At 69.3% G+C, this 14643-nt stretch carries 11 protein-coding genes; 9 read left to right on the forward strand and 2 right to left on the reverse strand.

What is annotated here, in order from left to right; all coding sequences use genetic code 11:
• The first annotated feature begins 291 nt into the window (after positions 1-291).
• Both H976_RS24520 and H976_RS0104670 read left to right on the forward strand, forming a co-directional pair.
• Positions 292-2238, forward strand: coding sequence for a 2-oxoacid:acceptor oxidoreductase subunit alpha (locus H976_RS24520; RefSeq protein WP_036224537.1), 1947 nt, complete (start codon positions 292-294; stop codon positions 2236-2238).
• Positions 2235-3317, forward strand: coding sequence for a 2-oxoacid:ferredoxin oxidoreductase subunit beta (locus H976_RS0104670; RefSeq protein WP_027860601.1), 1083 nt, complete (start codon positions 2235-2237; stop codon positions 3315-3317). The genes H976_RS24520 and H976_RS0104670 overlap by 4 nt, the downstream gene beginning before the upstream one ends.
• A 9-nt stretch (positions 3318-3326) precedes the next feature.
• On the opposite strand, the gene H976_RS0104675 is transcribed toward H976_RS0104670, so the two are convergent.
• Positions 3327-3797, reverse strand: a complete 471-nt coding sequence (locus H976_RS0104675) for an SRPBCC family protein (RefSeq protein ID WP_027860602.1) — start codon at positions 3795-3797, stop codon at positions 3327-3329.
• A 208-nt stretch (positions 3798-4005) separates the two neighbouring features.
• Here H976_RS0104675 and rarD point away from each other — a divergent pair, with 208 nt between their 5' ends.
• A complete protein-coding gene (rarD, locus tag H976_RS24525) occupies positions 4006-4914 on the forward strand; it encodes an EamA family transporter RarD (RefSeq protein WP_231388789.1) in 909 nt (302 codons plus the stop codon).
• A gap of 66 nt (positions 4915-4980) precedes the next feature.
• Positions 4981-7284 (forward strand): arylsulfatase, encoded by a 2304-nt coding sequence (locus H976_RS24530; RefSeq protein WP_196803951.1) that lies wholly within the window; start codon positions 4981-4983, stop codon positions 7282-7284.
• 19 nt (positions 7285-7303) lie between these two features.
• On the opposite strand, the gene H976_RS24535 is transcribed toward H976_RS24530, so the two are convergent.
• Positions 7304-8116, reverse strand: coding sequence for an IclR family transcriptional regulator (locus H976_RS24535; RefSeq protein WP_081682662.1), 813 nt, complete (start codon positions 8114-8116; stop codon positions 7304-7306).
• Between the two features lie 64 nt (positions 8117-8180).
• Between H976_RS24535 and H976_RS0104695 the strand changes: the two genes are divergently transcribed.
• Genes H976_RS0104695 through H976_RS0104715 form a run of 5 tightly spaced genes read left to right on the forward strand, consistent with a single transcriptional unit; the run spans position 8181 to position 14641 of the window.
• The gene (locus H976_RS0104695; protein WP_036224540.1) at positions 8181-9767 is read left to right on the forward strand and encodes an ABC transporter substrate-binding protein; all 1587 of its coding nucleotides are present in this window, start codon (positions 8181-8183) and stop codon (positions 9765-9767) included.
• A gap of 5 nt (positions 9768-9772) precedes the next feature.
• Positions 9773-10810 (forward strand): ABC transporter permease, encoded by a 1038-nt coding sequence (locus H976_RS0104700; RefSeq protein WP_081682663.1) that lies wholly within the window; start codon positions 9773-9775, stop codon positions 10808-10810.
• The gene (locus H976_RS0104705; RefSeq protein ID WP_027860605.1) at positions 10807-11679 is read left to right on the forward strand and encodes an ABC transporter permease; all 873 of its coding nucleotides are present in this window, start codon (positions 10807-10809) and stop codon (positions 11677-11679) included. The genes H976_RS0104700 and H976_RS0104705 overlap by 4 nt, the downstream gene beginning before the upstream one ends.
• Entirely contained in the window at positions 11679-13484 is a 1806-nt protein-coding gene (locus H976_RS0104710; RefSeq protein ID WP_051276183.1) for an ABC transporter ATP-binding protein, read from the forward strand. The genes H976_RS0104705 and H976_RS0104710 overlap by 1 nt, the downstream gene beginning before the upstream one ends.
• On the forward strand, positions 13484-14641 hold the full coding sequence (locus tag H976_RS0104715) for a serine hydrolase (RefSeq protein ID WP_027860607.1): 1158 nt from the start codon (positions 13484-13486) through the stop codon (positions 14639-14641). Before H976_RS0104710 ends, H976_RS0104715 begins: the two co-directional genes overlap by 1 nt.
• Positions 14642-14643: the final 2 nt, after the last annotated feature.

Below are 14643 nucleotides of genomic sequence, written 5' to 3' on the forward strand. Positions count from 1 at the left end.
GCTTGTGTTAGTGGCGTAACTTACTACGAATTATTAATCTGACCGCCTTTTGAGACAGTGAGTCGGCTCACCTGTCTAGATCGGTCGATTCCGGACCGGGGACGACCGCGCCGCCGTCTTGATGCTGAGACGTTGTGCCTGCTCAGGCGCGGCGGACTATCGTGTCTCCTTGTGTCGGGCTCCGTCTCGACCGTGCACCGATCAGCGGGGGGCGGGTGTAGAACCTGTTCTACTTTTCGGCGTACAATCGGTGCGTACCATCGGTATGTGAACGGTGACGGGGCCCAGCCGATGTCGAGGAGAGAAGGAAGCGTCACGGTGGCCAAGCAGGTCAAGCAGCTCGACCGGGTGATCATCCGGTTCGCGGGTGACTCCGGCGATGGGATGCAGCTCACAGGTGACCGGTTCACCCAGGAGTCGGCTGCCTTCGGCAACGACTTGATGACGTTGCCCAACTTCCCGGCCGAGATCCGCGCTCCGCAGGGCACCCTGCCCGGCGTCTCGTCCTTCCAGGTCCACTTCGCCGACCACGACATCCTCACCGCCGGCGACTCCCCCGACGTGCTGGTCGCGATGAACCCGGCCGCACTCAAGGCCAACCTGCCCGACATGAAGCCGGGCACCTCGCTGATCGTGGACAGCCACGACTTCACCGCCCGCAACCTGACCAAGGCGGGGTACGCCGACAACCCGCTCGAGGACAGCTCCCTGGCCGACTACGCGCTCAGCGTGGTCGACCTGACCGGCATGACCGTCGAGGCGGTCAAGGAGTTCGGCCTGTCCCGCAAGGACGCCGCCCGCGCGAAGAACATGTTCGCGCTCGGGCTGCTGTCCTGGATGTACGGCCGCCCGATCGAGACCACGCTCGCCTTCCTCGAGAAGCGCTTCGCCAAGGCTCCCGACATCCGCGACGCCAACCTCACCGCATTCAAGGCCGGCTGGAACTTCGGCGAGACCACCGAGACGTTCGCGGTGCAGTACGAGATCAAGCCCGCCCCGATGTCGGCCGGCACCTACCGCAACATCACCGGCAACCTCGCCCTGGCCTACGGGCTCGTGGCCGGTGGCGTGCAGTCCGGGCTGCCGATCTTCCTGGGCACCTACCCGATCACACCGGCCTCCGACATCCTCCACGAGCTCAGCAAGCACAAGCGGTTCGGCATCACCACCTTCCAGGCCGAGGACGAGATCGCCGGCATCGGTGCCGCGCTCGGTGCCTCCTTCGCCGGCTCGCTGGGCGTCACCAGCACGTCCGGGCCCGGTATCGCGCTGAAGTCGGAGACCATCGGCCTCGCGGTGATGACCGAGCTGCCGCTGCTGGTGATCGACGTCCAGCGCGGGGGCCCGTCGACGGGCCTGCCCACCAAGACCGAGCAGGCCGACCTGCTGCAGGCGATGTTCGGCCGCAACGGTGAGGCGCCGGTGCCGATCGTGGCGCCGCAGTCACCCGGCGACTGCTTCGACGCAGCCGTCGAGGCGATCCGGATCGCGGTCACCTACCGCACGCCCGTGATGCTGCTCTCCGACGGCTACCTCGCCAACGGCTCCGAGCCCTGGCGCATCCCCGAGCTCGACGAGCTGCCCGAGATCGACCCTGCCTTCGCGACCGGCACCAACCACGAGAGCGTCGACAAGGAGGGCAACGCCAAGCCCGACTTCTGGCCGTACCTGCGCGACGAGGAGACCCTCGCGCGTCCGTGGGCGATCCCCGGCACCGCCGGGCTCGAGCACCGCATCGGCGGTCTCGAGAAGGGCGACGGCCACGGCAACATCTCCTACGACCCGGGCAACCACGACTACATGGTCCGCATCCGGCAGGCCAAGGTGGACCGCATCGCCGACTCGCTGCCTCCGCTGGAGGTCGACGACCCGTCGGGGAAGGCGAAGGTGCTCGTGCTGGGCTGGGGCTCGACGTACGGCCCGATCGGCGCTGCCTGCCGCCGCGTGCGCAAGGCGGGGTACGACGTCGCGCAGGTGCACCTGCGTCACCTGAACCCGTTCCCCAAGGACCTCGGCGAGATCCTCAAGCAGTACGACGCCGTGATGGTCCCGGAGATGAACCTCGGACAGCTCTCCCTGCTGATCCGCGCCAAGTACCTCGTCGACGTGGTCGGCTACAACCACGTGCGCGGCCTGCCGCTGAAGGCGGCCGAGCTGGCCGAGTCGATCACCGACCTGATCAGCACCACCACCGGCACCCTCGACCACGACGTCCACCAGGAGGAGGTCGCCCGATGACCACCACCGAGCTCCCGTTCCCCGGCCTCTCCGGCGTACCCACGACCGAGGACAAGCTGACCGGCAAGGACTTCACCTCCGACCAGGAGGTGCGCTGGTGCCCTGGGTGCGGCGACTACGCCGTGCTCAAGGCCGTGCAGTCGTTCCTGCCCGACCTCGGACTGCGCCGCGAGAACATCGTGTTCGTCTCGGGCATCGGCTGCTCCTCGCGGTTCCCCTACTACCTCGAGACCTACGGGATGCACTCCATCCACGGCCGCGCGCCCGCGATCGCCACCGGCATCGCCACCAGTCGCGAGGACCTCTCGGTGTGGGTGGTCACCGGTGACGGCGACGCGCTCTCCATCGGCGGCAACCACCTCATCCACGCGATGCGGCGCAACGTGAACCTGAAGATCCTGCTGTTCAACAACCGGATCTACGGCCTCACCAAGGGCCAGTACTCCCCCACCTCCGAGCCCGGCAAGGTCACCAAGTCCACCCCGGCCGGGTCCGTGGACCACCCGTTCAACCCCGTCTCGCTGGCCCTCGGCGCCGAGGGCACGTTCGTGGCCCGCACCGTCGACTCCGACCGCAAGCACCTCACCTCCGTGCTCTCGGCCGCGGCCGCCCACCGAGGCACGGCGCTGGTGGAGATCTACCAGAACTGCCCGATCTTCAACGACGGCGCGTTCGACGCGATCAAGCAGCCCGACACCAAGGCCGACGCGATCATCCCGCTCGTCCAGGGCGAGCCGATCCGCTTCGGGGTCCCCCAGGAAGACGGCAAGGGGAGCAAGGGCATCGTGCGCTCGGCCTCCGGCGGGGTCGAGGTCGTGCAGACCGCTGACGTCGCCGAGTCCGACCTGCTGGTCCACGACGCCCACGCCGACGACCCGTCCACGGCATTCGCGCTCTCCCGGCTCACTGATGCCGGTGTCCTGCACCAGTCGCCGATCGGCATCTTCCGGCAGGTGCAGCGTCCGACGTACGACGACCAGGCCCGCGAGCAGATCGTCACCGCCTCGGCCGGCCAGGGCGACCAGCGCCAGGCGCTGGCCAGCCTGATCAGCGGCGGGGACACCTGGACCGTCGTCTGAGGACCTGGTTCAACCAGCGATTGACTGGTCCTCGGCAGCGGTCTTGAGCCGGGCCAGGCCCTTCTCGAAGTCGGGTCCGATCAGCTTGTCCATCTTCATCAGCTTGCCGAAGACGGCCATCATGCCCTTCTGCTCGCCGGTCATCCGCCAGGTCACCTCGGTCTGCTCGCCGTGCGGCGCGAACCGGAACAGGGTGGTGCTGGTGGACTTGAACGGCTTGAGGAACTCCAGCGCGATGACGATCTCCTCGGCGCTGGACCGGGTGATCTCCATGCTCCCGACGCCGGCCTTCTTGTTGCCCGACCACGCGTAGTGGGCGCCGACCCCGTGGTCGGCACCGGAGTAGCGGCGCTCCAGGTCGGGGTCGAGGTCCTCCCACGGTGACCAGCCCGGCCAGTGGTGGAAGTCGTCCACCAGCCCGTGCACCCGGGACGCCGGCGCCTTGACGGTGATGGTGCGTTCGACGGAGTAGCTGCCCATGACGACACCCTAGGAGCAGTCGGAGACTCGGCATGCTGCGGTTTGGCCGGGCGCCCGGCTGAACATGCAGTGGAGGGGTGCAATTTCACCCCTCCACTGACAGTTTGGACGGCCGCCCGGCCAAACCGGGTCACCGCCCGCTGCTCCCCCGACCCAGTCGCAGACACCCTCGGAACTGTCAGGAGTGTCTTGCCAGTACGGTGATGACGTGTCCGAGCAACGTCGTGGCTTCCTGATGGGTGTTGCGGCGTACGGCATGTGGGGGCTGTTCCCGCTCTACTGGCGGCTCCTCGAGCCGGCCGGAGCGGTGGAGATCCTGGCCCACCGGGTCGTCTGGTCGCTGCTGACGATGGTGGTGCTCACGGCCGCCCTGCGACGTACGCCGTACCTGCGCGCGATCGTCCGCGACCGCCGGGTCGTCGTCCTGCTCGTGGTCGCGGCGATCGTGATCGGGTTCAACTGGGGCGGGTTCATCTACGGCGTCAACGCCGGTCGGGTCGTCGAGGTCTCCCTCGGCTACTTCATCAACCCGCTCGTCACCGTGCTCCTCGGCGTGCTGGTGCTGGGCGAGCGGCTGCGTCCGCTGCAGTGGTGGGCGATCGGCATCGCCGCCCTCGCGGTGGTGATCCTGACGGTGGACTACGGCCACCCGCCGTGGATCGCGCTGCTGCTCGCGGGCTCGTTCGGCACCTACGGGCTGGCCAAGAAGAAGGCCAACGTCGGCGCGGTCGAGAGCCTCACCTTCGAGACGGTGCTCCTGGCGCCGATCGCCCTGGGCTACATCTGGTGGCTGACCGCCACCGGTGAGAGCAACTTCGCCAGCCACGGTGCCGGCCACGCCGTCCTGCTCGCCTCCACCGGGTTGGTCACCGCCGTGCCGCTGATCTGCTTCGGGGCCGCGGCGATCCGGATCCCGATGACCACCCTCGGCCTGCTGCAGTACCTCGCCCCGACCATCCAGTTCGCGCTCGGCCTGGTCGTCTTCGACGAGCAGATGACGGCCGTGAAGTGGATCGGGTTCGCCCTGGTCTGGCTGGCCCTGGCGATCTTCACCGTCGAGGCGTTGCGCCGTCGTCGTACCCAGCTGCGCATGGTCGTCGAGGCGAGCGCGGTCTAGATGGTGGCGACGCGCGGCCCGGCGTGTGATTCGACGCGAGGGCATCCTCGGGTCCACGATGCACCCGTGCCAGATCGCCGCCACCTGCCCCTCGACGTCAGCGGGCTCCCGGTCGAGCCGGTGCAGCCGCCGGCGGGCGCTCCCAACGTGGTCGTCGTCGTCATCGACGACATGGGCTTCGGCGCCCCCAGCCCGTACGGCGGACCGTGCAACCTCCCGACCGCCGAGCGACTGGCCGACAACGGCCTGCGCTACAGCCGGTTCCACGTCACGGCGCTCTGCTCGCCCACGCGACAGGCGTTGATGACCGGGCGCAACCACCACTCCGTGGGCATGGGCGTCACCACGGAGATGGCCACCAGCCACCCCGGCTACACCGGCTTCCGGCCGGCCAGCGCCGCCACCCTCGCGCAGATCCTGCGCGGTAACGGCTGGAGCACGGCGGCGTTCGGCAAGTGGCACCAGACCCCGTCGGTGGAGGTGACCGCGTCGGGCCCGTTCACCCGCTGGCCGACCGGAGAGGGCTTCGACACCTTCTACGGCTTCATGGGTGCCGAGATGAACCACTGGTACCCGCAGCTGTACTCCGGCACCACTCCCGTCGAGCCCGACCGGCTGCCCGAGGAGGGCTACCACCTGACCGAGGACCTGGTCGAGCACGCCGTCGACTGGGTGCGCACGCAGCAGTCGCTGACACCGGAGCGACCGTTCTTCACCTACCTCGCGCTCGGCGCCACCCACGCGCCGTTCCACGTGGCGGAGGAGTGGATCCAGCGCTACGAGGGCAGCTTCGACCAGGGCTGGGACGTCATGCGCGAGGAGATCCTCGAGCGCCAGAAGCGGCTCGGCATCGTCGCGCCCGACACCGAGCTGGCGCCGTGGGCCGACGGCGTGCCGCACTGGGACGAGCTCGACGACGCGGCCAAGCGGGTGGCGATCCGGCTGATGGAGACCTATGCCGGCTTCGCCGAGCACGCCGACCAGCAGGTCGGTCACCTGGTCGACGCGCTCGACGAGCTCGAGGTGCTCGACAACACGCTGTTCGTCTACCTGCTCGGCGACAACGGCGCCTCGGGCGAGGGCGGTCCCGAGGGCACCATCCGGGAGCACCTGGTCGGGCACGGCATCGCCGACGACGTCACCGACATGGACGCGCGGATCGACGAGATCGGTGGCCCGACGACGTACGCCATGTACCCGGTGGGCTGGGCGCTGGCCATGAACACGCCGTACCAGTGGACGAAGCAGGTCGCCTCGCACTTCGGCGGCACCCGCGACGGCCTGGTGGTGCACTGGCCGTCCGGCATCACCGCGCGCGGGGAGGTGCGCCACCAGTTCCACCACGTCATCGACGTGCTGCCGACGGTGCTCGATGCCGCCGGCCTGCCGTTGCCCGAGACCGTCGAGGGGGTGCCCCAGCAGCGGATGGAGGGCACCTCGATGCGTTACAGCTTCGACGACCCGGCGGCCGCGGACCGTCGCCGGACGCAGTACTTCGAGATGGTCGGCAACCGCGGCATCTACCACGAGGGCTGGACAGCCGTCACCCGTCACGGCGTCCCGTGGAAGATGACCGAGGAGCCGCGGCCGTTCGACCACGACACCTGGGAGCTCTACGACGTCGGCGCCGACTGGTCGCAGTCCCGCGACCTCGCCGCCGACGACCCCGAGCGGCTGGCCCGGCTGCAGGCGCTCTTCGACGAGGAGGCGACCAAGCACCAGGTCTTCCCCCTCGACGACCGGGTCACCGAGCGCGAGAACCCCGAGCTCGCCGGTCGCTACGACCTGCACCACGGCCGCACCCGGATGGTCCTCGGTCGGCACACCGGCCGGCTGTCCGAGGAGGCCGCGCCCAACGTCAAGAACCGCTCGCACCGCATCGCGGTCCAGCTCGACATCCCGGCCGACCACCCGCCGCAGTCGACAAACGGCGTGCTCGTCGCGCAGGGCGGGCGCTTCGGCGGCTGGTCCTTGTACGTCGTCGCCGGTCGACCCCACTACGCCTACAACCGCTACGGCAAGGACCTCACGGTGGTGCGCGCCGGCTCGGTGCTGTGGCCCGGTGAGCACGAGGTGGTGCTGGACTTTGCGTACGACGGCGGCCCGCCCGGCAGCGGCGGTCGGGCCAGCATCCTGATCGACGGGACCCTGGTCGGCCGTGAGCGGATCGAGGAGACCACGGCGTACTACTTCGCCTTCGACGAGTCGTTCAACGTCGGCATCGACCGGGGCAGTCCGGTGGTGGACGACTACCCGCCCCTGCGCAACGCGTTCACCGGCGACATCCGCAGCGTGGTGGTCGACCTCGACGAGGGCACGGTGCTCGACGACGAGGCCAACGCCATGCTGGCCAGCCGGGCAGCCGACTAGGTCGGGTCAGCGTTCGGCGTCAGCGAGGAGCCATCTTGGCCGCGGCCTCGATGGTGATCGCGCCCAGGGCCGGGAAGCGCTCGGGGACGACCCGTGGCGGCGGACCCCAGATGCTCAGCACGGCGAGCAGGCGGCCGGTGCGGTCGAGCACCGGGGCCGAGACGCCCCACGCCGAGACGTCGAACTCGCCGTGACAGGTGGCATAGCCACGCTCGCGCGTGCGATCGAGGTCCTCCTGGAGGGCGACCCGGTCGGTGATCGTCGTGTCGGTGTAGCGCTCGAGCTTCCTCGGCATCAGCCGGGCCAGCTCCTCCTCGGTCGACCAGGCGAGCACGACCTTGCCGGTCGAGGTCGCGTGCAGGCTGACCGGCTGTCCGGACCAGCTGGCCGAGACGATCGCGGTCGGGGCCACCTCGTCGACGTAGGTCAGCGACCCGTGGCGCAGCACCGCCAGCGCGGCGGTCTCCCCGACCTGGAGGGCCACGCTCTCGAGCACCTCGTGCACGTCGCGCAGGACGACGTCGGACCCGGCCGACCTCGCCATGTCGACCAGTCCGGGTCCGAGGCTCCAGCGTCCGGAGGCCCGGTCGCTGACCACCAGGCCGTGGGTCTCCAGCGTGGAGAGCAGCCGCCACGCGGTGGCCCGGTTGATCCCGCACCGCTCGCTCAGGGCCACGGTTGCGGCGCCGCCGGACCCCGCGTCTGCCACGGCCCGCAGCAGCGAAACCGCTCTGTCTACCGACTGGACCCGGGAGGAGGACAGGGGGGCGCGCGACTTGTCTGGACCAGCTGGCCCTCCCGTCGGCTTCTTGGCCGACACGCGTGCCCTCACGAGCTCACTCCTTGACGTGGCCGGTGGGCCACTTTAGGTTCGCATCATAGACGGAGGTGTTCGGATGACGAACGACAACGGTTCCACCCCCGAAGGCGCACGGTTCTCGCGCCGTCAGGTCTTCCAGTACTCCGGCATCGCCGCGGCTGCGGTCGGTGGAGCCTCGCTCCTCGACGCCTGCGGCTCCGACTCCGGCGGCGGAGGTGGTGGCGGAGGCACCGGCGGCATCCTCGTCCACGGGGCGACCGGTGGTAGCGCCAAGGACACCCTCGACGCCCACCGCCCGGTGCAGAACGCCGACATCGCGCGCTGCTTCCAGCTCTACGAGCCGCTGCTCTACTGGGACCACAACTACGAGGTGCAGTCCGCCGTCGCCGAGTCGGTGACGCCGTCCGCCGACGCCAAGACCTGGACGATCAAGCTGCGCCAGGGCGTCACCTTCCACAACGGCAAGGACGTCACCCCCGAGGACGTGCTGTTCACCCTCCAGCGGGTGGCCGGCAAGGAGCCGACCTCGGCCGGCGTTGCGCTCGCGCCGATCATCGACTTCGACGGCACCAAGAAGGTCGACGCCTCGACGGTCGTCATCAAGCTCAAGACGCCGTACGCCGTGCTCCAGTACCTCCTGGCGGAGTACACCCTCGGTGTCGTTCCCGCCGACTACGACCCGGCCAAGCCGGTCGGCACCGGCCCGTTCAAGTACAAGTCGTTCAGCCCCGGCAAGAACAGCGTCTTCGTGCGCTACGACGACTACTGGGGCGACAAGGCCAAGGTCGACGAGGTGCACATCCAGGACTTCGCCGACCCGAGCGCCCAGGTCAACGCGCTCCAGGCCGGTCAGGTGCAGACGATCGACAACCTGCCCTACAACCTGATCAACACCGTCAAGGGACAGGCCGGCCAGATCATCGAGGCCGAGTCCGGCGCCTGGGTGCCGTTCACCATGCGGGTCGACTCGGCTCCGTTCACCGATGTCCGCGTCCGCCAGGCCATGCGGCTGATCTGCGACCGCCAGCAGATGATCGACAACGCGCTGAGCGGCAAGGGCCGGGTCGGCAACGACATGTACGCCCCGTTCGACCCGGCCTACGCCAAGGACCTGCCCCAGCGTGAGCAGGACATCGACCAGGCCAAGTCGCTGCTCAAGGCGGCTGGCCAGGAGGGCCTCCAGGTCCAGCTGTTCACCGGCGACGACATCGGCTCGGTGGCTCCGGCCAGCGCCGCGCTGTTCGTGGAGCAGGCCAAGAAGGCCGGCGTCGACGTCAAGGTGGTCAAGAAGAACCCCTTCTACGGTGACGACTACCTCTCCTACCCGTTCGGCCAGGACTTCTGGAACACCCGCAACTACCTCCCGCAGGCCGCGGTGGGTGTGCTCAAGGGCGGCACCTACAACGAGACCCACTGGGACAAGGCGCCGGAGTACCCGAAGTACGCCCAGCTGGTCGCCTCGGCCGCAGCCGAGGTCGACGAGACCAAGCGCAACTCCATCCTCCAGGACGCCCAGAAGATCGAGTACGACAGCGGCGGCTACATCATCTGGGGCTTCCGCACCCAGGTCGACGCCGTCTCGCAGAAGGTCCAGGGACTCAAGCCCAGCAAGTTCCAGCCGCTGGGCAACTACGACTTCAAGACGATCTCGATCTCGAGCTGACCTCGATGTCCGTCGACGTCGCGCCCGTAGAGCACGCCTTCGAGGAAGTCGCGCCACCGAAGGGGCGACACGGCGCGGCAGCGTGGGTGTCGTGGATCGCCCGGCGCCTCGGGCTGGCCGTGCTCACGCTGTGGCTGGTCTCGATCCTGGTCTTCGTCGCCACCACGGCGCTCGGTGACCCGGTCCGCGCCATCCTCGGCAAGGACTACAACTCCGACAAGGCCCGCGTCGCGCAGCTGACCGCGCAGCTCAACCTCGACGAGTCACTGGTCACCCGCTACTTCCACTGGCTCGGCAACTTCCTGACCGGCGACTTCGGCACCTCGATCGCCAACCAGCAGCCGGTGGCCGGCCAGATCGGCGACAACGTGGTCAACACGCTGGTGCTGGTGGCCATTTCCGCGATCGTGATGATCCCGGTGGCGTTCGGCATCGCGATGATCTCGACCAACTACCGCCGCCGCCGGCCCGACACGGTCATCCAGACCATCCTGCTGATGCTCGCGGCGCTCCCCGAGTTCGTCGTCGGCATCCTGCTGGTGGCCATCTTCTCCACCACGGTCTTCCACTGGCTGCCGGCGGTGACGATCAGCGGGCCCGGCCAGCACCCGTGGAACGAGCCCAAGACGATGATCCTGCCGGTGGCCACGCTCGTGCTGGCCGTGGCTCCCTACGTCTCCCGCATCGTGCGGGCCAACCTGCTCGAGGTGCTCGACAGCGACTACGTCGAGCTGGCCCGCCTCAAGGGCATCCCCGAGCGCGTGGTGATGCGCAAGCACGCACTGCTCAACGCGATCGTCCCCGGCATCCAGGTGATCGCCCTCCAGCTGGCCTGGCTGGCCGGCGGCGTCGTGCTCGTCGAGAAGGTCTTCAACTATCCCGGCGTCGGCAACCAGCTCGTCGACTCGGTGCAGAACCACGACGTGCCGATGGTGCAGGCGCTGACCTTGATCATCGCCGGCGTCTACGTCGTGGTGAACCTCGTCGCCGACCTGCTCTCGATCCTGCTCACCCCTCGCGCGAGGACGGCGATCTCCTCATGAGCGCTACCGCAGACCGGGCCACCCCGGCACCGACTCCGGCCCCGGCCGAGCGCTCGACGTTCCAGAAGATGCTGCGCCAGAAGCGGTTCGTCTTCGGTGGGATCATCACGCTCGCGGTGGCGCTCTTCGCCCTGTTCGGGCCACTGTTCGCGCCGTACGGCGAGAACGAGGTGGTGGGTCCGCCGTACAGCTCACAAGGCGTCTTCGGCACCGACTACCTCGGTCAGGACGTCCTCTCCCGGCTGATGTACGGCGGCACCGAGGTCCTCATCATCGCCCTCCTCGCCACGGTCCTCAGCACCGTCTTCGGCACCCTCATCGGTGTCATCGCGGCGTACGGCGGCGGCTGGTGGGACGAGGTCATCATGCGCCTCAACGACGTGCTGCTCTCCTTCCCGCAGATCCTGCTGGCCCTGGTCGTGCTGACCTCCATCGCCCAGCCCAAGGCATGGATGCTGGTCGTCCTCGTCGGCCTCTCCAACGCTCCCCGCACCGCCCGGATCGCTCGCGGCGTGGCGCTCGGGCTGGTCTCCCGCGACTTCGTGCACGCCGCCGAGGCACTCGGCGAGAAGCGCTCGCGGGTGATCGTGGCCGAGGTGCTGCCCAACATGAACGCTCCCCTGCTCGCCGAGGCCGGCCTGCGGCTGACGTTCTCCATCGGCCTGGTCGCCGCCATCGGGTTCCTCGGCATCACCACCGACCCGAGCGCTGCCAACTGGGGACAGATGATCAACGAGAACCGGCTGGGACTCGCCACCCAGGCGTGGGCCGTGCTGGCGCCCGTGTTCGTCATCGCCTTGTTCACCATCGGCACCAACCTGACGGCCGACGGCATCGCCCAGGTCAACCAGCGAGGAGGTGACGACTGATGAGCACAGCCGCCCAGGAACCCACAGCGACACGCACCACCAGCGGGATCGCCATCGAGGACCTCCGCATCGGCCTGACCGCACGCCCCGGCGTCGACGTCGTCGACGACATCGACCTGGTGCTGCGTCCCGGCGAGGTGGTCGGCCTGGTCGGTGAGTCCGGCAGTGGCAAGACCACCGTCGGCACCGCCCTGCTCGGCTACACCCGGGCCGGCGCGGCCATCGAGCGCGGCAAGATCCTCTTCGAGGACAAGGACGTCCTGGGGCTCCCCTGGCAACAGGTGCGCCAGCTGCGCGGGGAGGAGATCGCCTACGTCCCGCAGGACCCCGCGTCGGCCCTCAACCCCGCCATCCGCATCGGGCGCCAGATCGTGGAGCTGATGGAGCTGCGCGGCCTCGGCACCGACGAGAGCCGGCTCCAGGGTGCACGCGACGGGCTGGCCGAGGTGGGCCTGCCCAACGACGACGAGTTCCTGCGCCGCTACTCCCACCAGCTCTCGGGAGGGCAGGTGCAGCGCGTCGCACTCGCGATGGCCTTCCTGCCCAAGCCCAAGGTGCTCGTCCTCGACGAGCCCACCACCGGCCTGGACGTCACCACCCAGGGCATGGTGCTGCAGACGATGGGCGAGCTGTGCCGTACCCACGGCGTCGCCGCCCTCTACGTCACCCACGACCTGGCCGTGATCGCCAACATCGCCGACCGGGTCGCCGTGATGTACGCCGGCCAGATCGCCGAGCTCGGTGATCGCGACACGATCTTCCAGAGCCCCACGCACCCCTACACGCGTGCGCTGCTCGACTCGATCCCCCACCTCAGCCAGGCACGCGCGCTGAGCGGCATCCCCGGGCGGACCCCCGCCCCCGGCGCTCGGCCGTCCGGCTGCCGCTTCAACGACCGCTGCGAGTACGCCATCGACGAGTGCCGCGCGGCCGTGCCCGAGCTCCACGACGTCACACCCGGGCACAGCGTGCGCTGCATCCGGGCCGGCGAGATCGGCACCTGGGACATCTCCCGCGGAACGGTTCCCGACACCGACCCCGACAAGAAGCGCGACATCATCCTCAGCCTCGAGGACCTCGGCGTCTTCTACGGCCACAAGCAGGTCGTCTTCGATGTCAACTTCGACCTGGGCAGGGCCGAGGTCGTTGCGCTGGTGGGTGAGTCGGGCTCGGGCAAGACCACCATCTCCCGCTGCGTCGGTGGCCTGCACAAGGAGTGGACCGGCACCATCGCGTTCGAGGGCAACCAGCTCGGCCACGGCTCGCGCAAGCGCAGCGTCGACGACCGCAAGCGGATCCAGTACATCTTCCAGAACCCCTACCTGTCGCTGAACCCACGGCTGACGATCGAGCAGATCGTGAAGCGGCCGATGGAGCTGTTCGGCATCGCCTCCGGCAAGGCCGCCACCGAGCGGGTGGTGGAGCTGCTCGACCAGGTCGCTCTCGGACCGGCGGTGCTGAAGTACCAGGCGAGTCGGCTCTCCGGCGGTGAGCGCCAGCGGGTGGCCATCGCCCGGGCGCTCGCGGCCGAGCCCGACGTACTCGTCTGCGACGAGATCACCTCGGCCCTCGACGTCTCCGTCCAGGGCTCGATCGTCGCCCTCCTGGAGTCGCTGCGGGTCTCCCGCGGCATCAGCATGCTCTTCGTCACCCACAACCTCGCGCTGGTGCGCTCCATCGCCGACCGGGTGCAGATCCTCAACACCGGCCGCGTCGTGGAGTCTGGCCCGGTCGTCCAGGTGATGGAGTCTCCGCAGGAGGAGTACACCAAGCGTCTGCTGGCGAATAGTCCGCGAATCGATTGATGTCCCCCATCCAGGGGGACCTGGAGACCGGGCCGCAGCTCTCCAGGATGTCGTTCATCGACCCCCAGCACGACGCCGACCGGCAGCACGTCACGGTGCCCGCCACCCGGCCCCGGCCGCTCCCCCGCGAGCTGCGCCTGCTCCGCGCCGAGGTCCCCGGGGCCGGCCGCACCCGTGACCTCGGCCAGTGGGTGGTCGAGACCCACACCACCGCCCTGCTGGCGCTCGACGGTCCGCTGGGCCGGGGCACCGTCGTGCACGAGTGGTACGCCGACGGGGTCGACGCCGACTCGCTGCTGCTGGGCGCTTCGATGACCAAGTCGGTGCTGGCCCATCTCGTCGGCAACGCCATCGCCTCCGGAAGCCTGCGGCTCGAGGACCCTGTCGTCGAGCACGTGCCGGAGCTGGCCGGCACCGGGTACGCCGACTGCCTCGTCGAGCACCTGCTGACCATGACGACCGGCACCGACTGGGTCGAGGACCACCGCGACCCAGCGGGCCCGGCGACGCGGCTGATCTCCTGCTTCACCGGTGCGGGCGGCACCTCCCGCGACCTGTTGGCGGCGGTCGATCCACAGGACCCACCGGGCACGCGCTGGGAGTACAGCACCGCCGACTCCCAGGTCCTCGACTGGGTGCGCGAGCGGGCCACCGGCACCACCTACACCGACGGGCTGGCCGAGCTGTGGCGCGTGCTGGGCTGTGTCCGGGACGCCGTCGTGGGAGTCGACGCGGCAGGAGTCGCGCTGGCCGGCGGCGGGCTGGCGGCGTGCGCGGAGGACTGGCTGCGGCTGGCGGCGCTGCAGCTCACCGGCACGGCGTACGACGCACGGGTGCTGGGGCCTGACTGGGTGACCCGCTCCTCGACCCCACCCGCACCCTGGATGCGACCCGGCCGGCTGCCCAGCTCGATCACCACCCACGCCGGGTTCGGCTTCCACTGGTGGCCGCTGACCGACGACGGCGTCCGGGTGACCTCCGACGGCAGCCGGGGTCAGTTCGGCTACGTCGACCGCGACCTCGAGGTCGCGGTGCTCAAGACCTCGCTCTGGCCGTACGACGACTGGCTCGTCGACCGCCAGCAACGGGACCTGTCCTACCTGGGACTCCCCCTCGTCGCAGCCGCGGCGCGGGACCAATCCGGCAACGAAGCCTGATC

This window comes from Marmoricola sp. URHB0036, from assembly GCF_000426045.1.
Classification (GTDB): domain Bacteria; phylum Actinomycetota; class Actinomycetes; order Propionibacteriales; family Nocardioidaceae; genus Marmoricola.